Here is an 18494-nt window from a genome sequence, read left to right on the forward strand (position 1 = left end):
ATTGCCGTGAGCCTTGCCGTCGCAGCGGTCTGCGGCGCAAATGGCACTGGAAACGCGCGGGCCGCACCATTAGGAACGTTGCGACACAGAGAGCAAGGGAACAGGGGCCGATGGCAAAGATCACTTATATCGAACATGGCGGCAAAGAACATGTGGTCGAGGTTGCAAATGGGCTGACCGTGATGGAAGGCGCCCGCGACAATGGTATCCCGGGGATCGAGGCTGACTGCGGCGGCGCCTGCGCCTGTTCAACCTGCCATGTCTATGTCGCCCCTGATTGGGTCGAGAAACTGCCTGCCAAAGACGGTATGGAAGAAGATATGCTGGACTTCGCCTTTTCGCCTGACCCCCTGCGTTCGCGCCTGACCTGCCAGTTGAAGGTGACCGATGCGCTGGACGGGCTGGTGGTGCAAATGCCCGAAAAACAGATCTGACGCTGTTGGGCCGCGGTTTGCACCCGGCGTGGGCGATCCTCGCGCTTTTCGCCCTGACGGGGGCGGGGCTGGCGCAGGATGGCACTGTCGTCAGAGCGCCGTCCGCCGATTGTCTGGGCGTGATCACTGCCGCCGAATACGACGGTCCGACCCGCCGCTATGACCACGGAATTCTCGGCGATGCCGTTGAATGGGGCGCGCTGCACCTCACCACGCGAGGCAGTGGCACCTGCACGGGGCAAACCCCGGACGTCGAAGTAACCCTACCCGTAACGATGGTGTTTGAAGATACCGCCCCCCGTCTGGCCGATATCACCGGTGACGGTACGCCCGAGGTGATCACGGTGGAAACGCGGATCGACCTTGGCGCGCGACTGGCCGTCTGGGGCATCACCGCCACCGGAGTCGCGCGTATCGCGGTCACGCCGTTCATCGGAGCCACGCACCGCTGGCTGGCGCCTGTCGGTGCGGCCGATCTGGATGGTGACGGAACGGTCGAAATCGCCTTTGTCGACCGCCCGCATCTGACGCGCGAGCTGGCGGTCTGGCGCTATGACAACGGCAGTTTTGCGGAAATCGCCCGCACGCCCGGCCTAACCAACCACCGTATCGGCGATTCCAGCATCTCTGGTGGCATCCGTGACTGCGGCGATGGCCCCGAGTTGATTACTGCGGATTCACGCTGGCAGACTGTCATGGCGACACGACTGGTCGGCACGCGGCTTGTCTCGCGCTCTGTCGGCAGCCTGACGGGACGTGACGGGTTTACCAAAGCGTTGGCCTGCCGGTGACAGCAGCCACCTGCCGGCGCGATCCTGCCTAACCCAGCGCCCGCCAACCGATATCGCGGCGCACCACCGCCCCGGGCCACTCGACCGCGTCGACCATGGCATAGGCCCGCGCCCGTGCCTGCGCCAAAGTATCACCACGCGCCGTCGCACCCAACGCGCGTCCGCCCGCCACCACAAAGCGGCCATCCTGCCTTGCCGTGCCTGCGTGAAACATCATCGCAAAGCTGTCGCCGGTCATCGCATCCAGCCCGCCGATCAGGTCGCCGGTCCGCGCGGCCTCGGGGTAACCCGGCGCCGCCATCACCACGCACATGGCGTGATCGTCGGCCCAGTTCACCCGCGCCTTGGCCAACTGCCCCCGGGCGCAGGCCAACATCAGGTCCAGCGCCTGTGCGCCAAGCCGCAGCATCAGGCACTGACATTCCGGATCGCCGAACCGCACGTTGTATTCCACCAGCCGGGGTTGGCCGTTCTCGATCATCAGACCAACGAACAACACTCCCTGAAACGGCGTGCCGCGCCGCGCCATCTCGGCCATGGTGGGAAGCACAATCCGATCCAGCGTTGTTTGAACGATCTCATCGCTCATCACCGGCGCGGGGGAATAGGCGCCCATTCCGCCGGTGTTGAGGCCAGTATCGCCCGCGCCCACACGTTTGTGATCCTGTGCGGTGCCGAACGGCAGAACGGTTTTTCCGTCACACAGCACGAAGAACGACGCCTCTTCGCCCTGCATGAATTCTTCGATCACCACTTCGGCTCCGGCCGCGCCAAAGCTGCCCGAAAACATGTCATCAACAGCGGCCAGAGCGGTGTCTATGTCCATTGCCACGACCACACCCTTGCCCGCAGCCAGCCCGTCCGCCTTGACCACGATGGGCGCGCCTTTTTCGATGACATGGGCGCGGGCCGATTCGGCATCGGTGAACCGCGCCCAGGCTGCGGTCGGCGCGCCCGCCGCATCGCAGATTTCCTTGGTGAAGGCCTTTGACGCCTCAAGCTGTGCCGCATCGGCGCCCGGGCCCAAAACGAGAATTCCTGCCTCGCGCAGACGGTCGGCCACCCCAGCGGCGAGCGGGGCTTCGGGGCCGATAATCACGAAATCGATTGATTCCTCTTCGGCAAAATTAACCACTGCGCCGCCGTCCATGATATCCAGCGCGGCGCAATCGGCGATCAGAGCGATCCCGGCGTTGCCCGGCGCCACGATCAGCCGGTCGCATTTGGGGTTCTGCAATACGGCCCAGGCAAGCGAATGCTCGCGCCCGCCGCCGCCCAGGATCAGAATGTTCATCGCGGTGACCTTTCCCTTGCCGTCGTGGGGTTCTAGGGTGGTGGGGATTTCTGCACAAGCCAATCCAAAGGCCCCGACCCATGTCTGACCCATGTCCGATCTGATCGACGATATCCCGCCGGGCGACAACCCGGATCAAGGCGGCAATGCCCCCGAATTCACCGTGTCCGAAATTGCCGGCGCGGTGAAACGGGTGATCGAGGGCGAATTTGGTCGGGTCCGCGTGCGTGGCGAAGTGGGGCGCGTGTTCAAAGCGCGTTCCGGGCATCTGTATTTCGACATCAAGGATGACCGCAACGTATTGGCCTCGGTCACCTGGAAGGGGCAGGTGAGCGCGCTGTCCACCCTGCCCGAGGAAGGGATGGAGGTTGTCGCCACCGGTCAGCTGACCACCTTTGGCTCGCAGTCGAAATATCAGCTGACGGTCGATGATCTGCGCCCTGCCGGGGTGGGCGCGCTGATGGCGATGCTCGAGAAACGCAAGGCACAGTTGCAGGCCGAAGGGTTGTTCGACGAGTCCCGTAAGCGCCCGTTGCCGTTCCTGCCCGATGTGATCGGTGTCGTCACGTCGCCCTCGGGCGCGGTGATTCGCGATATCCTGCACCGGTTGCGCGAGCGTTTTCCCCGACAGGTCCTGATCTGGCCGGTGGCGGTGCAGGGCAAGGAATGCGCGCCCCAGGTCGCGCGGGCGATCCGCGGGTTCAATGCGCTGACGCCCGGCGGGGCGATTCCGCGCCCGGATCTGATTATCGTCGCAAGGGGGGGCGGCAGCATCGAGGATCTGTGGGGGTTCAACGAAGAAATCGTTGCCCGCGCCGCCGCCGAAAGTGAGATTCCGCTGATCTCAGCCGTGGGGCACGAAACCGACACCACGCTGATCGATTTCGTATCCGACAAACGCGCACCCACCCCGACGGCAGCCGCCGAACTGGCGGTTCCGGTGCGCGCCGATCTATTGGCATGGGTCACCGGGCAGGGGGCACGGATGACCGGGGCGTCCGGGCGCAGTCTGGCGCAGCGCGGCCAGCGGTTGCGCGATATTGCCCGGGTGTTGCCCCGCCCCGAGACCCTGTTGGCACCGGCGCGTCAGCGGCTGGATCTGGCTGCGTCGCGCCTTCCGACGGCTCTGGAACGACGGATCGACCGCGAGCGGTTGCGCCTTGGCACGGCCACGGCAGTGCTGCGCCCCCGCACGCTGGCGCAGCGTCTGGCGGATGAACGCCAGCGTTTGGACCGGCTGACAGCGCGACTTGATCCCGGCTTGCAACGCGCTTTGGCGTTGCAGGGCGAACGCTTGGCGCAACGGGCGGGGCGGCTGACCCCGGTGCCGATTGTGCGGGCACTGGCGCAGGGGCGGCGCGATTTGGCGGCTCTGTGGCCCCGTGCCGGACGGTCGCAGGCCGACCGTCTGACCACTGCGGCATCGCGGCTGGCTGGGCTCGAGAGGTTGCGCCGGACTTTGGGGTACGAGGCGACGTTGCAGCGCGGCTATGCGGTGGTGCGCAGCGACGGCGATGTGATCACCACCAAGGCGGCGGCGCAGAATGCGGCGCAACTGGATATTCAGTTTGCCGATGGCACGATCACGCTTGGGGCCGCACCGAAACGGCGCAAACCGCGCGATACACCGCCCGAGCAGGGCGAACTTCTCTGAAATCGGCGCGGGGGTGGCTGGCGGTGATCAGCCTGCCGTCCATCCCCCATCGATCAGCAGCGCAGTGCCGGTGACCATCTGCGCCGCATCCGACGCCAGAAAGACGACCGCGCCCATGATGTCGGTCACTTCGCCCATGCGGCCAACCTTGATCTTGTCTTCGATCCATTTCACCCGTTCTGGATTGGCAAAGGTGGGTTCAGTCAGCGGCGTGCGGATGAAGGTCGGGCAGATCGTGTTTACCCGGATACCCAACCGGCCCCATTCAATCGCCATCGCCTTGGTGAACCCCTCAAGCGCATGTTTTGTGCCGCAATAGACCGCACGCTCGATCCCGCCCACATGGGCCATCTGCGACGATATGTTGATCAGGCTGCCGGGCTTTCCCGCCTCGATCAGACCTCTCGCGACCGCCCGTGTCAGGAAATACGCGCCCCGCAGGTTTACATCTGCCACCGCATCGAAATCCGCGATGGTGGTGTCGAGCGCGGGTGTGTGACGGGCCAGCCCGGCGGAATTCACCAGCACGTCGAACGGCCCATGGGCGGCCACCGCTGCCTCGGTTGCCGCGATGTCGGCGACGTCCATCGTCAATGTGTCGGCCAACCCGCCTTCGGCATGGATCTGTTCGGCAAGGGTATTCAACGCCGCGTGCCCGCGGGCGGCAAGTGTTACATGCGCTCCGGCTTCGGCCAAGGCCACGGCACAGCCGAGCCCGATGCCCGAGGATGCGCCGGTCACAAGCGCGCGGCGCCCGTCCAGACGGAAAGACGGAGTTCGGGGCAGGGTCATGTTGGATTGCTTTCGGGCAGGGAGGGATAGGCGATGCCCCGGAACGGCGGAAAATCGGCATAACGCGCCGCACGATCGCGCAGGGGCTCTGCCGGATCGGTGCCGGGTTTCAACAGGGTGATGCGGTGCGGCATATAGCCGGAAATGGCGCGCGCCGGTTCCTCGCGCCATGTCAGGTTGCAGGCGGCGAGGCGCGGGAAAAAGAACATCTCGTGATAGGGCAGGTGGTCATGCACCCACCACGCCAGATCGCGCCAATCGCGACCCCGGTCATATTGATCGGCGAACCATGGCACGACGATACAGGCGGTGGCACCCATCCGGCCCTTGTGATCGCGATGATCCCAGATATGCCCGGCGAAATTGGCCGGATTGCGCGCGCATTTCTGCGGCCGCACCCCGGTTGCGCCGAAATGGTTCAGATCGGCAGACCGGAACGAAGATCGCACATGGATCGGCCCGAAAGTCTCGACCAGCGGGTCAAGCAATTCACGGCACAACGCGCCCCCGGCGGCGATAGCAAGGTCGGGATTGTCGGGAATGTTGCGGCGGGTGTGGAAATTGGCGATTTCCGAATAGAGAAAATCCCGCATGAAGAAATACTGTGACAACCGCACGCGGCCAAATGTCTCCAGCGATACAAAGGAGCGGGGCGGGCGCATGATCTTGCATCTCCTTGGGTGAAACACGACGGGGAGGGTGTCAGCGCGGAATGTCGAACCCCGGATCGGCGAGTGTGAATCCGTCAAAGGTGAACCCCGGCGACACGGTGCAACCCACCAGCGCCCAGCCATCCGGCGGCGCACGCCCGTCAAGTCTCGCCGCTTGCCAGTGGTCCTTCGGCACAATCACCTGTGGCGACTGCCCGGCCAACAGATCAGGGCCCAACAGGTGGTCGCGGGCCGGACCGGCAGCCGTTTCGGCGAGTGAAAGAACCACCGGATACCCGGCGTAAAAATGCCAGATTTCAACAGCATCGACCCGGTGCCAGTGGCTGCTTTCGCCCTGTTTCAACAGGAAATAGATGCAGGTGCCCGTGGCGCGCGGTGTTTCGTCGCCCGCCCATGTCACGCGATACCAGCCGCCTTCGGGGTGGGGCTGCAGCTTCAGGCGGGCGATGATGTCGTCGCCCGTCATCTGGTCAGCACCGAATGTCGCCTTGGATTGGTTCATCGAACGGTCCTTCCAGCAGCGACACTCCCGCCAGATACAGGAAAGACATTCGCACGGCCCCGGTCAAGGGATCAGTGGGGGCGGAAATCCGATTGCGTGACGGCTAGAATTGTGTGGCCCACAACGGTGCCCGCGGCCTTGACCGGCAGTTTGACCACCGCGCACCCCGCCAGAGCCAGCGCAAGAAACAGGCCCGGAAGAATGCGCGGCAGTCCTTGCATCACTTGTCGTCCTCGCCCGAACCGGTGACTTTTTTGGCAACGTATTTCGTGCCGCCGTAAACGTCCTTGGCGGCGCCGACGGCGGTGTTGCAGGCGACAAGACCGGTCAGGGCCAGGATCGCGATCGCGATTTTGGTCAGTTTCATTTCGTTCCCTCCAAAGGGTGCAGACCGGGTTTGGCCCTGCGGAAGGGCGCATATAAACATGCGAACAGGCGATTCACATGAAAGATTGCCCATGTTTCACACCTGCAACGCAATGTTATGTGCCGTTCAGCGCAGAACCGACCTGCCTGCGTAAACCGCAGTCTCGCCCAGCATTTCCTCGATCCGGATCAACTGATTGTATTTGGCCAGCCGGTCGGACCGGGCCAGCGAGCCTGTCTTGATCTGACCGCAGTTGGTCGCGACAGCCAGATCGGCGATGGTTGCATCTTCGGTTTCGCCTGACCGGTGCGACATCACATTGGTGTAACGGGCGCGGTGTGCCATTTCGACGGCGCGCAGGGTTTCCGACAGGGTGCCGATCTGGTTGACCTTGACCAGCATGGAGTTGGCGCAGCCGCGTTTGATCCCCTCGGCCAGACGCTCGGGGTTGGTGACGAACAGGTCATCGCCGACCAGTTGCACCTTACCGCCCAATTCGTCGGTCAGCATTTTCCAGCCGTCCCAATCGTCTTCGTCCATGCCGTCTTCGATCGACAGGATCGGATAATCTGCGACCAGTTTCGCCAGATAGGCGACGTTTTCCTCGGAGGAAAGCGAGACGCCTTCGCCCTTCATCTCGTATTTGCCGTTCTTGTAATATTCGGTCGCGGCGCAATCCATCGCCAGCATGATGTCGTCGCCCGGGGTATATCCGGCCTTTTCGATGGATTTCAGGATGAAATCCAATGCGTCGCGCGTGCTGGAGATGTTGGGCGCAAAGCCGCCCTCATCGCCGATGCCGGTGGACAGGCCGGCATCCGTCAGTTCCTTCTTCAGGGTGTGGAACACCTCAGAGCCCATGCGCACTGCTTCGCGAATGTTCTCTGCCGACACCGGCATGATCATGAATTCCTGAATGTCGATCGGGTTGTCGGCATGTTCGCCGCCGTTGATGATGTTCATCATCGGCACGGGCAGGGTGCGCGCAGCGGTGCCGCCGACATAGCGAAACAGTGGCTGGCCGCTGAAGTCAGCCGCCGCCTTGGCCACGGCGAGGGATACGCCAAGAATGGCGTTGGCACCCAGACGGGCCTTGTTTTCGGTGCCGTCCAGCTCGATCATTGCGGCGTCAAGCGCCTCTTGCTCGGTGGCGTCCGAGCCGACCAGCGCATCTGCCAACTCGCCGTTCACCGCCGCCACTGCGTCCAATACGCCCTTGCCCATATAGCGGGCCTTGTCGCCGTCGCGCTTTTCCACTGCCTCGTGGGCACCGGTCGAGGCACCAGACGGAACGGCGGCGCGGCCCAAGGTGCCGTCTTCCAGGATCACGTCGACCTCGACCGTCGGGTTGCCCCGGCTGTCAAGGATTTCACGGCCGATGATATCGATGATGGTGCTCATGGTGTGCTCCCGCAGGGTGGAATTTCCGGCTCTATACCAGTGGCGCGCCAGAACGCAAAGCACCGGCGCAATCGGCAAGGGAACCGCAGGGCAGCGGGTCATGTTACCAAAGAGAGCAGGCGAGGGCATCATCTTGGACAAACGACACATTGCGATCATCCTGAACCCGGGCAGCGGCCGCGACCGTGATGACGACCCGGGCGAACAGGCGGTGCGCCTGCTGGCCGAGGCCGGACACGAGGCAAAACTGTACCGGTTCTCAAAAGGTCAGCCGTTGGCCAAAACCGTCGCGCGTGCCCTGTCGGCTGGCGCGCAAACCGTTGTTGCCGCCGGGGGTGACGGGACGATTTGCGGTGTCGCTGGCGCGCTGTCGGGCACCGGGGTGGCGATGGGCGTTCTGCCGCTTGGCACGTTCAACTATTTCGCCCGTTCGCTGAAACTGCCCGAAGATCTGTCCGAGGCGATCGGGGTTGTCGTCAATGGCAGGGCCCTGGCGGTGCGGACCGGCACGATCAACGGCAAGGTATTTCTGAACAACACTTCGGTCGGACGCTATCCCGAGATTCTGGCGAACCGCGAAGTTGTCTATAAACGCTGGGGCCGGTCGCGCATTGCCGCCTATTGGTCAGTGCTGAAAACGCTGGCCACCCTGCGCCGCCCGCTGGAACTGTCAATCGATGCCGACGGAGAGGTGCACCGATACCGAACGCCGCTGATTTTTGTGCTGAACAACGCCTTCCAGATGGAACAGATGGGTCTGGAAGGGCATGACGCTCTGAACGAGGGCAAGCTGGCCATGTATATCTCCCCGGATTCCGGGCGGCTGGGGCAGGTGCGGCAGGCGCTGGCGCTGGCCTTGGGGATTGCGCAGGAAAAGCGCGATTTCCTGTTTCTGAGCGCGCATAAATTTCAGATCACCGGCCGTCGTCGCCGCCATCGTATCGCTCTGGACGGCGAACGTGAAAAGATGTCGACTCCTTTGACCATCGAAAGCCACATCGATACGTTGCGGGTTATCGTGCCAGAAGATTACAACAGGGAGATCAGATGAGACGTGTCGTCCATCTGTCGGATCTGCATTTCGGGCGCGACCGTCCCGATCTGGTGGCGGGGCTGATCGAGTCGGTGAACCGGCTTTCGCCCGATCTCGTGGCGATTTCCGGCGATCTGACCCAAAGGGCGCGGAACTCTCAATTCGAGGACGCCCGTGGATTCATCGAAGCGCTGAACGCGCCTGTCCTGTGCGTTCCGGGCAATCATGATGTGCCGTTGGATAATATGTTCATGCGACTTTTGATGCCGTGGCGGCGCTATCGGCGCTGGATCGGCAAAGATTTGGAGCCGCAGGTCAGTGACGATGAAATGCTGGTCGTCGGGATCAACACGGTCAATCCTCTGGCATGGCAACAGGGATGGTTTTCTCCTGAAGACATCGAAAGGGTGCGTGCCGCGCTAAAGGAAAAGGCGGGGCGCGTGGCTGTGATTGTCGTTCATCATCCGCTGGAGCAACGCCCCGAGGATGAAAAACGGCTGATGCGCGGCGCTGAGCGAGCGCTGGATGCGCTGGCGGGGTGCGGCGCCGATATCGTTCTGTCGGGCCATTTGCACAACTGGCACGCGGGCGCCTTTGTGCACCGCGAAGGCCGCGCGACGATCCTGCAGGTACATGCGGGCACCGGCCTGTCGACCCGGCTGCGCGGCGAAGAGAACGATTTCAACCTGTTGACCCTGACGCCCGGACAAGTGCGGGTCGATCGCTATGTAGCCACGCAGGATGGTTTGACGTTCGGGCAGGGACGCAAGGCGTTGTTTTTGCTGGGGCCAGAGGGTTGGGCCGCCGCGCCGTGACGGCTCAGGCTGGGTATCGCCGCACTCGGGTTTCGCGCCAAAGCGTGTAAAGCCCCGCTGCCGCGACCACCGCCGCGCCGATCAGCGTTGACATGCTTTGGCGTTCGCCGAAGACCACCGCTCCCAGCGTGAAGGCAAAGATCAATCGCGTATATCGAAACGGTGCCACCGCCGAAAGATCGCCCAACCGGATCGAAGCGGTCATCGCCATATACGCCGCCGACCCGAAGACAATCATGCCCAGCAGCAACAGCAACGACTGTCCGTCAATCGCGCGCGGCCCGTCGCCGATTGCCATGACCACGATCCCGGCGGGTACCAGAATGGCAAAGCCGTAGGCAGCCAGCGCCACCGTCGGCACGCGGGCGGGCACCGACCGGGTGGCAAGATCCCGCGTCGACAGTCCGACCACCGAGACCAACGCCATCAAGGCACCTGAATTGACGCCACTGCTGTCGGGCTTCAGCATCACCATGACCCCGACAAAGCCGACCATGATCGCCGCCCAGCGACGCCATCCCACCGGTTCGCGCAGAAGAACCGCGGCGCCCAGTGTCACCACCAGCGGATTCGCCTGAATGACCGCCGAGGCAACGGAAAGCGTGGTCATCTGCAACGCCAGAACGAAACCCAACGTTCCCGTCGCCTCGGCCACCGTCCGAAGCAGGATTGCCGGGTGCAGAATGTCACGGCTGAACAGCCGCACCCCCCTCAACCGTGCCAGCACGCCAAAAATCAGCGCACCACCCGTTCCCATGATCGCGACGATCTGACCGGCCGGGACCAGCCCGGTCGACAATTTTACGAATGTGTCAGAGGCAGCGAACCCGGCCATGCCGAGGGTCATCAGCAGAATGGCGCGCAGGGGTGCGTTGGTGTTCAACTCCGCGACCGTTTTCGCGGTATGCCGTACAGTTCCAGCCGGTGCCCTTTCAGCTCGTACCCCAGACGTTCCGCGATACGGTCCTGCAAGGCTTCGATTTCGTCATCGACGAATTCGATCACCGCGCCGGATTGCAGGTCGATCAGGTGGTCATGGTGTTCACGCTCGGCGTCTTCATAGCGGGCGCGGCCATCGCCGAATTCCAGCTTTTCAAGAATCCCCGCCTCTTCGAACAGCTTGACCGTGCGATACACCGTCGCGAGCGAAATCCGGGGATCGATGGCGCTGGCGCGGGCGTGTAAAATCTCGACATCGGGGTGATCGTTGGCCTGTTCCAGAACGGCGGCCACGGTGCGCCGCTGCTCGGTCATCCGCAGCCCTCTTGCTGCACAGCGTTCGATGATGGTTTCGGACATGGGCCGGTTCCGGTTGTCAGTTGCGCGGGGTCTTAGCCGATACAGCCGCCCGGCTCCACCGGTATTGTGCGCTTGCCGCCCGCGCCGTGCGATCAGACCTGCCCGGTTGTAGTATCCGGCGCGCAGTTTGCACGGGGTGATCCGGGCAGATCAGAGCGTCAGCCGCCCCTCCATCATCCGCACGGCGCGGCCCGAAACGTGGATTGCGGCGCACAGCCCGTCTGACAATTCGGTTTCCACCTGTATGTGACTGAGACGACCCATATCGGCGCCCTGATTGATCAGCAGGGTCAGCGATTGCCCCTCAAGCTGTGACAGGAACGCGCCCAGGGCGGCACAGGCGCTGCCGGTTGCGGGATCTTCGGGGATGTTGTCGAGCGGGGCGAACATGCGCGCGTGAACCTGCGCACCGTCACGCACATAAAGGAATGTCGCGAAATCCATACCCGCTGGCCACAAAGCGGCAGCGGTGCGAAACGCCTCGGTGACCGGATGTGCGGCGGACAGGGCGGCGGTGTCGTTCAGTTCAACCATCACAAAGGTCAGCCCGACACCGGCCTGTATCGGCAGATGCCGGTCGGTGCGGATCTGTCCGGGCAACAGCCCGGTGCAGGCGGCCACCTCGGCGAGACCGGGATGCGCGTCGATGGTCAGCGGCGCGGTCGTGGTGAATCGCGCCAGTCCCTTGCGCACGCTGCAAGGGATCGGCCCGATGCCAAGTTCCAGCACCATGTCATCACCCCGCCCCAAATCGTGCAGCGCTAGTGCGGTGCCGATCAGCGGATGACCGGCAAAGGGCACTTCGGTCGTCGGGGTGAAGATCCGCACACGGGCCGTGTGAACAGGGTCATCGGGTGGATAGACAAAGGCGGTTTCCGAGAAATTGAATTCGCGCGCGATCTTTTGCAGCAAATCGTCGGGCAGGGTGCTCGCGTCGGGGAACACCGCCAGAGGGTTGCCGCCAAAAGCGGTGGCGGTAAACACGTCATAGACAAGATAGTCGGTCATCCTGATCCCTCGCATTCAGACGCTGCTGTCGTCGATTCTCGTCCCGGTCGGGCGCACAGCATCTGCGCGCCCGCCATGGGGTGAGCCCGGCACAGGCAGGAACCCCGATTACAGCGAATAGAGCGGCGACTTGCCCTGCGCGGTATGCAGGCCGTTCACCGTTTTCTTGTCCAGCCCCATAAGGCGCGCAAGCCGGTCAAGATATTGCGCCTCGTCCCGGTTGTCGGGAGTGATCGCCATCACCGAGGCGGTATAAACCTCGATCTCCATGCCCTTGGGCACATCGGCCGCCAGCGTTTCTGGATCGACGGGGGCGCTCAGGGCCGCTTCGACAAAGGCGCGGTCGGACGGATCGCTGTCGCCCAGAACTTCCCACAATGCGCGCCGTTCGGTCTCGTCGATTTCGCCGTCGGCCTTGGCCGCCATGACCATGGCGCGGATCACCAGACCCGCCTCGGCCTCTTCGGGGATGTCAGAGACGGCAGTGCTGTCCAGCAGCCCCTGCATTTTCTGTGCGCTGCCTGCGGGGCCCTGTGATCCGGCCAGACCACCCAGCATGCCGCCGATGCCACCCGCCGCCGCCCCACCGCCCAGAAGACCGCCCAGCCCGGCGGACGTTGACCCGCCCGCGCCGCCCAGCCCCAACTGGCCCAAAATGCCACCCAGACCGCCCGATGATCCGGCACCCGACAGCATACCACCGATCCCCTGACCCGATGATTTCTGCTCCGCCAGCTTGCGTTTCACGCCGTCCATTCCGCCGTTCTGGGTGAATGCCTGCGCACCTTTTGCGGCGACATAGGCGATGGCAAGTTTGGCCACCATGCTTTTCAGCGACATCTTGGTTCCTCCGTTTGTGTGACTGAAAGATAGGCGGCACGCGACCGGATTCCAGTGTGATGCGCATTGGTTTTCACAGCCGCCGGTTTCCCAGTCTGTGGAGCACGATCCCGTCGCACAAATCAAAACCCGCCCCCGGGATCGGGCGCATTTCGACCCAACCCGCGGCAGATCAAGTCACCAGCCCTAAACCAGTTCGGGCTGTCGGCCGACCCGTTTGGCCAGACTGGCAACTGTCAGACCCTCCACGACGATGGAGAAGACGACGACGACCTAGGTGCAGGTCAGGAGCAGCGGTTTTTGATCCGCCCCGCCGCAGATCAAGTCACCCCGCCCTAAACCAGATCGGGTTGTCGGCCGACCCGTTTGGCCAGACTGGCGACTGTCAGACCCTGCACGACGATGGAGAAGATCACGACGACATAGGTGCAGGTCAGGATCAGCGGCTTCCACTCGCCCTCGGGCAGGGACAGGGCAAGCGCGACCGATATGCCGCCCTTCAGCCCGCCCCATGTCATCACCGGAATGACGCCGGTGGCAAAGGTGCGGAACGGTCTCAACAACAGCACCGGCACCGCCACCGCCACCAGCCGCGCCACCAGCGCCAGAGCGATCGACGCAGCGGCAATGATCAGGGCATCGCTGCCAAAGGCGACGGCGAAGACCTCGAACCCGATCAGCAGGAAAAGCACGGCATTCAGGATTTCATCAATAAGTTTCCAGAACCCGTCAACATATTGACGTGTCTGCTCGCTCATCCCGTATTTGGTGCCGACGTCACCGATCAGCAGCCCGGCACAGACCGCCATGATCGGTGCCGAAACGTGCAGATAAACGGCCAGCTCATAGCCGCCAAAGGCCAGCCCCAGCGTCAGCAGCACCTCAAGCGAATAGTCGTCGATCTGCCGCATCACCCGGAACGTCAGCCAGCCCAGAACGATGCCGAGAACCGCGCCGCCGACCGCCTCTTGGGCGAACAGGGTCGCTGCTGCCGCCAGCGCGGTCTGTTCGCCGCCGTGGTCCGCCGCGCTATCGCCGATCACCGGAAAGGCCAGCCCGACCAGCACCAGAAATACCACATATCCGACGCCGTCGTTGAACAAGGATTCACCGGCGATCTTGGTTTCCAGAGACTTTTCAAGGTTGGCCCCGCGCAGTACACCCAGAACCGCAACCGGATCGGTGGGTGAAATCAGCGCCCCGAACACCAGCGCGATCAGCAACGGCATGCCGGTCAGCCAACTGAACCCGAACCCGACGACCGCGGTGGAAAGCCCCACACCAAGCGTCGCCATCAGGACCACAGGCAGCCATTCATCCCGCAGATCGCCCATTTTGACATGCAGCGCACCGGCAAACAGCAGCAGCCCCAGCATGCCCTCAAGCAGAGTTTCCGAGAAATGGATGTCGGTCACCAGACGGCGCACCTCGTCGGCCACCATCAGCGAAGGCACCGCAAGGTCCAGAAGAATGATCGCCAGCGATGCAAAAAGCGAAACGATCAGAATGCCGATCGAGGACGGCAGTTTGAGGAAAAGATAGTTGATCGCCCCGAACCCCCCGGCCAGAACGATCAGCAGCGAGGCGATTTGCAGTACCGTCATGGTATTGTCCCTAAGCGTCGGTTCTGGGGCGAATTGGGGGGTAATAACACGCGCGGCCACACAGAAAAAGCGCCATGCGCTGGTAGGGATTTTAGCGCGCGACCGATTATTTCCATGCTTGCCCCATGATAGCCCCATGCTTGCCCATGCCGGCACGATGCGCCGCCGGATGCGGCGATCCGCACGCTCTTGGCAATTCTAAGGCTGGCTGTCATCCTGACGTGTCAGTGACCCACCCGGTTGCGAAACCGAAACCGACCATCCACAGCCCTGCGGCGCCGTCTCGTGCAGTCCGAGGGTTATACGCATCAAGGAAAACCAATGACGAACGACAAGATGAATGGCGCCGAAAGCGTGGTGCGGTCCCTGCATGGCGCGGGGGTGGACGTATGTTTCGCCAACCCCGGCACGTCGGAAATGCAGTTTGTCGATGCGTTGGACCGGACCGGGTTGATGCGCTGTGTGCTGGCCTTGTTCGAGGGTGTGGCAACCGGTGCTGCCGATGGTTATGCCCGTATGGCGAACAAGCCTGCGGTGACGTTGCTGCATCTTGCGCCGGGTCTGGCGAATGCCGCCGCCAATATGCACAACGCGCGTAAGGGCCGGGTGCCGATGGTCAATCTGGTGGGGGATCACGCGCTGCGGCACCGCGAATATGATGCACCCCTGTCGGCGGACGTAGAGGGCGCGGCCGCGCCGTTCTCGGACTGGGTCAAGACCGCAAAGACCCCCGAAACATTTGGTGCCGACGCGATCGAGGCGCTGGGCGTTGCGAAATCCTATCCCAACCGTGTCGCCACCCTGATCGCGCCCGCCGATGTCGGCTGGGACGCGGGCGGGATCATCGCGCCGCCACCCGCAGCGCCGCTGTTCGCCGCGCTGAACTCTGCGGCTCTGGACCGTGCGGTGTCGATGCTTGGCGAAGGCACGGTGATCCTTGTCGCGGGGCGCGTGCTGGAAGATCCCGGCGCGGTGGCACTGTTGCAGGGCATCGCGCAAAAGACCGGCGCGCATATCTGCGCTCCGACCAGCAACCGCAGGTTTGACCGGGGGGCGGGGCGTGCGGGGATTGCCCGGGTGCCCTATCCGATCAATCAGGCGCTTGAGGCCCTGCGCCCCTGTCGCCGGGCGATCCTGATTGAAACCGTGCCGCCCGTCGCGTTCTTCGCCTATCCCGACCGGCCCAGCCATTTGTTGCCCGAAGGTTGTGAAACCATGACGCTGGCCGGACTGGACGGAGATGGGCCCGCCGCAGTGGCCGCTTTGGCCGACCGGGTGGGGGCGAAGCCGTTTGTGCCCTTCGCCGCTCTGCCCCCGGCACCGCAGGCGGGCGCGATCACCGTCGACACCATTGCCGCTGCCGTTGCCAACGCGCTGCCCGACAACGCGATCATCGTCGATGAAAGCGTGACTGGCGGGCGTGATCTGTTCCGCCAGACCATGGCCGCCCCGCCGCATTCTTGGATCGGCCTGACCGGTGGCGCCATCGGCGACGGTATTCCCATGGCGCTGGGCGCGGCGATCGCCTGTCCCGACCGTCCGGTGCTGAATCTTCAGGCCGACGGGTCTGCCATGTATACCCTGCAGGGGTTGTGGAGTCAGGCGCGCGAGGGGGCCAATGTCACCACCGTGATCTTTGCCAACCGAACCTATGAAATCCTGAAGAACGAACTGTTTGCGGTCGGCGCCAACCCGGGGCGCTCGGCGCTCGACATGCTGGATCTCGACCGTCCGAATCTTGATTTCGTCTCGCTGGCGCGGGGTATGGGCGTGCCCGGCCAGCGGATCGAGGATGTGGCCGATTTGCAGCGCGCCATGGCCGCCGCGATGGAAGAGCCGGGGCCCTATCTGATCGAAGCGGCGATGTGATACGCCGTGGGCCATGTTACGGTTTGAACAACCTGCCTGTGGTGTCTTAGGGTAACAGACAATGGCGCGGCTGCATCTTCAGTCTGCGCGGGTTGCGTCCTGCGGCGGCGCAGGCGGATCACGGCAAAACTGACGCGTCTTGTGGCGCGTCTTGAACAACGGTTGGGAGAATTCTGATGGATCTGGGTCTGAACGGAAAACGCGCGCTGGTCATGTCGTCGTCGCGGGGGTTGGGCCTTGGCTGTGCCCGGGCGCTGGCGGCGGAAGGGTGCCATGTGCTCTTGACCGGGCGGTCGGGCGACAAGCTGGCCGAACATGCGGCCGAGATCACCGCGAAAGGCCCGGGAAAGGCCGATTTCATCACCGCCGATCTGACCGACAAGGCAGCGGTCGACACATTGGCAAAGGCCGCGCAAAGGGTTCTGGGCGGTGTCGATATTCTGGTCAACAACACCGGTGGCCCGCCTCCGGGACGGATGGTGGATGTGGACACCGAAGTGCTGGCCTTTCAGTTTGACACGATGGTGATGAATGTCGTCGAGCTGACCGCGCGGCTGTTGCCGGGGATGCGTGAACAGGGCTGGGGCAGGGTGATCACCATCGGGTCATCCGGCGTGATCCAGCCAATCCCGAATCTGGGTCTGTCCAACGCGATCCGCAGCGCGCTGGTCGGTTGGTCGAAATCCCTGTCCAACGATGTGGCGGGCGACGGGGTGACGGTGAATATGCTTTTGCCCGGGCGGATCCATACCGAACGCTTGGATGAACTGGACGCGGGCGCGGCGAAGCGGACAGGGAAAACGCTTGAGGAAACCCGCGAAGCGTCAAAGGCGGAGATCCCCGCGGGACGCTATGGCACGCCTGAGGAATTCGGCGCAGTGGCGGCGTTTCTGGCCAGCGCACAGGCCGGCTATGTCACCGGCGGGCTGATCCGTTGTGACGGGGGCGCGATCAAATCAGTTTAAACGCTGTTCGATCCGACGAGCCAGATCGCTGCGTGAATGCACGTCGTAAGGAGTTGATGGAATTGTAATCTATCAATACTTTACGGCGCTTTTCCAACCTAACGCATGAACCGCATTTCGAAGGCTGCGATGCGTTGATACTGATACTTCATGAAGGCTCCCGGTGCTCCGTTCGACGCTGAACGGCGTCGCAACGGCATCGGCGGCGGCGCTGGCGGATTGTCTGCAATCGCGTTATGAAATCGTCATGAAAGTCGCACACCGCAATGACCTGTCGCTCCGCCTGCTGGAAATTTTCGGCACGCTGATGTTGCACCAAACCACCGTGGCGGCTGCCGAAGAACTGGGAATTTCCCAGCCTTCGGTATCGACCGCGATCAAGCAACTGGAAGGGCAGGTTGGCATCACCCTGTTCACCCGAGAGAAAAAGCGGCTGATCCCGACGGACGATGCAAGAAGCCTGTTCCTAGAAGTCGAGCCATTGTTCGAACAGATGCGCAGCGTGGAAAGTTGTGTGCGCGATCTGCGCAGCGGGTCGGTGGGCAAGCTCCGGATCATGGCGACACCGCCGATGGGGTATTCGGTGGTGCCCCGTGTGCTGCGCGCTTTTCTGGCGGCTCGACCCGGGGTCACGGTGCATTTCGATGTGGGGCGGCTGGATCGTGTGATCGATTCGGTGACCATCGGTGCCGTCGAAATCGGTTTTTGCCTTGCCGTCGATTCGTTTCCAAGCGTGCATGTGCGCAAATTGCGCACAGATGGCATGGTTGCCCTGATGCGGGCCGATCACCCGCTGGCGAAACTGCCGGTGATCGGGCCACGGGATCTGGTGGGGCACGAACTGATCGGTCTTGAAACCGCGTCCCGTCTGGGGCTGCTGCTTCAGACGGCTTTCGAACAGGCACGGGTGCCCTATCTGCCGCAGACCGAGGTGCGGTATTGCCACACGGCGGCGATCCTGGCTCGCTCGGGCAACGGGGTGGCGGTGGTCGATCGCCACACTGCCGCGTTTCTTCCCGGTCCCGATGTGGTCATCCGTCCGTTTGATCCGCCGATCCCTGTCGCGGCCTGTCTGCTGACACGGCCAAGCCGCCCGCTGACGCGATTGGCCAGCGAATTTTCCGATCTGTTCGTACAGGAATTGATGGGCTGACG

At 63.2% G+C, this 18494-nt stretch carries 20 protein-coding genes; 8 read left to right on the forward strand and 12 right to left on the reverse strand.

Features of this window, described 5'->3' with window-relative positions:
• The first annotated feature begins 110 nt into the window (after positions 1 to 110).
• Positions 111 to 434, forward strand: a complete 324-nt coding sequence (locus FQ320_RS13485; RefSeq protein ID WP_148473094.1) for a 2Fe-2S iron-sulfur cluster-binding protein — start codon at positions 111 to 113, stop codon at positions 432 to 434.
• A gap of 5 nt (positions 435 to 439) precedes the next feature.
• Positions 440 to 1225, forward strand: coding sequence for a VCBS repeat-containing protein (locus FQ320_RS13490; protein ID WP_255509499.1), 786 nt, complete (start codon positions 440 to 442; stop codon positions 1223 to 1225).
• 28 nt (positions 1226 to 1253) lie between these two features.
• On the opposite strand, the gene purD is transcribed toward FQ320_RS13490, so the two are convergent.
• Positions 1254 to 2519 (reverse strand): phosphoribosylamine--glycine ligase, encoded by a 1266-nt coding sequence (purD, locus tag FQ320_RS13495; protein WP_148473096.1) that lies wholly within the window; start codon positions 2517 to 2519, stop codon positions 1254 to 1256.
• 91 nt (positions 2520 to 2610) lie between these two features.
• Here purD and xseA point away from each other — a divergent pair, with 91 nt between their 5' ends.
• Positions 2611 to 4173 carry an exodeoxyribonuclease VII large subunit gene (xseA, locus tag FQ320_RS13500; protein WP_148473098.1) on the forward strand — a complete coding sequence of 521 codons (1563 nt, stop codon included), beginning with the start codon at positions 2611 to 2613 and terminating at the stop codon, positions 4171 to 4173.
• A gap of 27 nt (positions 4174 to 4200) precedes the next feature.
• On the opposite strand, the gene FQ320_RS13505 is transcribed toward xseA, so the two are convergent.
• The 6 genes from FQ320_RS13505 to eno form a co-directional block, all read right to left on the reverse strand.
• Complete coding sequence (locus FQ320_RS13505; protein WP_148473100.1) at positions 4201 to 4965, reverse strand: SDR family NAD(P)-dependent oxidoreductase; 765 nt, start codon at positions 4963 to 4965, stop codon at positions 4201 to 4203.
• Positions 4962 to 5627 carry a hypothetical protein gene (locus FQ320_RS13510; RefSeq protein WP_148473102.1) on the reverse strand — a complete coding sequence of 222 codons (666 nt, stop codon included), beginning with the start codon at positions 5625 to 5627 and terminating at the stop codon, positions 4962 to 4964. The genes FQ320_RS13505 and FQ320_RS13510 overlap by 4 nt, the downstream gene beginning before the upstream one ends.
• A 40-nt stretch (positions 5628 to 5667) precedes the next feature.
• A complete protein-coding gene (locus FQ320_RS13515) occupies positions 5668 to 6102 on the reverse strand; it encodes a cupin domain-containing protein (RefSeq protein WP_148473355.1) in 435 nt (144 codons plus the stop codon).
• Between the two features lie 107 nt (positions 6103 to 6209).
• A complete protein-coding gene (locus tag FQ320_RS25685; RefSeq protein ID WP_187393898.1) occupies positions 6210 to 6359 on the reverse strand; it encodes a hypothetical protein in 150 nt (49 codons plus the stop codon).
• Positions 6359 to 6505 (reverse strand): entericidin, encoded by a 147-nt coding sequence (locus tag FQ320_RS13520; RefSeq protein ID WP_148473103.1) that lies wholly within the window; start codon positions 6503 to 6505, stop codon positions 6359 to 6361. Before FQ320_RS13520 ends, FQ320_RS25685 begins: the two co-directional genes overlap by 1 nt.
• A 126-nt stretch (positions 6506 to 6631) precedes the next feature.
• Positions 6632 to 7906 carry a phosphopyruvate hydratase gene (eno, locus tag FQ320_RS13525; protein WP_148473105.1) on the reverse strand — a complete coding sequence of 425 codons (1275 nt, stop codon included), beginning with the start codon at positions 7904 to 7906 and terminating at the stop codon, positions 6632 to 6634.
• 133 nt (positions 7907 to 8039) lie between these two features.
• Here eno and FQ320_RS13530 point away from each other — a divergent pair, with 133 nt between their 5' ends.
• Both FQ320_RS13530 and FQ320_RS13535 read left to right on the forward strand, forming a co-directional pair.
• Positions 8040 to 8957, forward strand: a complete 918-nt coding sequence (locus FQ320_RS13530; RefSeq protein ID WP_187393899.1) for a diacylglycerol kinase family protein — start codon at positions 8040 to 8042, stop codon at positions 8955 to 8957.
• Complete coding sequence (locus FQ320_RS13535) at positions 8954 to 9754, forward strand: metallophosphoesterase (RefSeq protein ID WP_148473109.1); 801 nt, start codon at positions 8954 to 8956, stop codon at positions 9752 to 9754. Before FQ320_RS13530 ends, FQ320_RS13535 begins: the two co-directional genes overlap by 4 nt.
• 4 nt (positions 9755 to 9758) lie before the next feature.
• On the opposite strand, the gene FQ320_RS13540 is transcribed toward FQ320_RS13535, so the two are convergent.
• From FQ320_RS13540 to FQ320_RS13560, 5 genes are all read right to left on the reverse strand, one after another.
• Positions 9759 to 10637 (reverse strand): DMT family transporter, encoded by an 879-nt coding sequence (locus FQ320_RS13540; protein WP_255509500.1) that lies wholly within the window; start codon positions 10635 to 10637, stop codon positions 9759 to 9761.
• Entirely contained in the window at positions 10634 to 11053 is a 420-nt protein-coding gene (locus FQ320_RS13545) for a Fur family transcriptional regulator (RefSeq protein ID WP_148473111.1), read from the reverse strand. The genes FQ320_RS13540 and FQ320_RS13545 overlap by 4 nt, the downstream gene beginning before the upstream one ends.
• A 150-nt stretch (positions 11054 to 11203) precedes the next feature.
• Positions 11204 to 12061, reverse strand: a complete 858-nt coding sequence (locus tag FQ320_RS13550; RefSeq protein WP_148473113.1) for a PhzF family phenazine biosynthesis protein — start codon at positions 12059 to 12061, stop codon at positions 11204 to 11206.
• A 108-nt stretch (positions 12062 to 12169) separates the two neighbouring features.
• Complete coding sequence (locus FQ320_RS13555; protein ID WP_148473115.1) at positions 12170 to 12901, reverse strand: DUF533 domain-containing protein; 732 nt, start codon at positions 12899 to 12901, stop codon at positions 12170 to 12172.
• 335 nt (positions 12902 to 13236) lie between these two features.
• Positions 13237 to 14505, reverse strand: a complete 1269-nt coding sequence (locus tag FQ320_RS13560) for a sodium:proton antiporter (protein ID WP_148473117.1) — start codon at positions 14503 to 14505, stop codon at positions 13237 to 13239.
• 321 nt (positions 14506 to 14826) lie between these two features.
• Here FQ320_RS13560 and FQ320_RS13565 point away from each other — a divergent pair, with 321 nt between their 5' ends.
• The 3 genes from FQ320_RS13565 to FQ320_RS13575 all read left to right on the forward strand — a co-directional run bounded on the left by FQ320_RS13565 (position 14827) and on the right by FQ320_RS13575 (position 18492).
• On the forward strand, positions 14827 to 16374 hold the full coding sequence (locus tag FQ320_RS13565; RefSeq protein ID WP_255509501.1) for an acetolactate synthase large subunit: 1548 nt from the start codon (positions 14827 to 14829) through the stop codon (positions 16372 to 16374).
• Between the two features lie 176 nt (positions 16375 to 16550).
• Positions 16551 to 17339 carry an SDR family oxidoreductase gene (locus FQ320_RS13570; protein ID WP_148473119.1) on the forward strand — a complete coding sequence of 263 codons (789 nt, stop codon included), beginning with the start codon at positions 16551 to 16553 and terminating at the stop codon, positions 17337 to 17339.
• Between the two features lie 163 nt (positions 17340 to 17502).
• A complete protein-coding gene (locus FQ320_RS13575; protein ID WP_148473121.1) occupies positions 17503 to 18492 on the forward strand; it encodes a LysR substrate-binding domain-containing protein in 990 nt (329 codons plus the stop codon).
• Positions 18493 to 18494 lie beyond the last annotated feature (2 nt).

Origin of the sequence: Oceaniovalibus sp. ACAM 378 (assembly GCF_008085915.1) — a bacterium.
Lineage (GTDB): Bacteria > Pseudomonadota > Alphaproteobacteria > Rhodobacterales > Rhodobacteraceae > Oceaniglobus.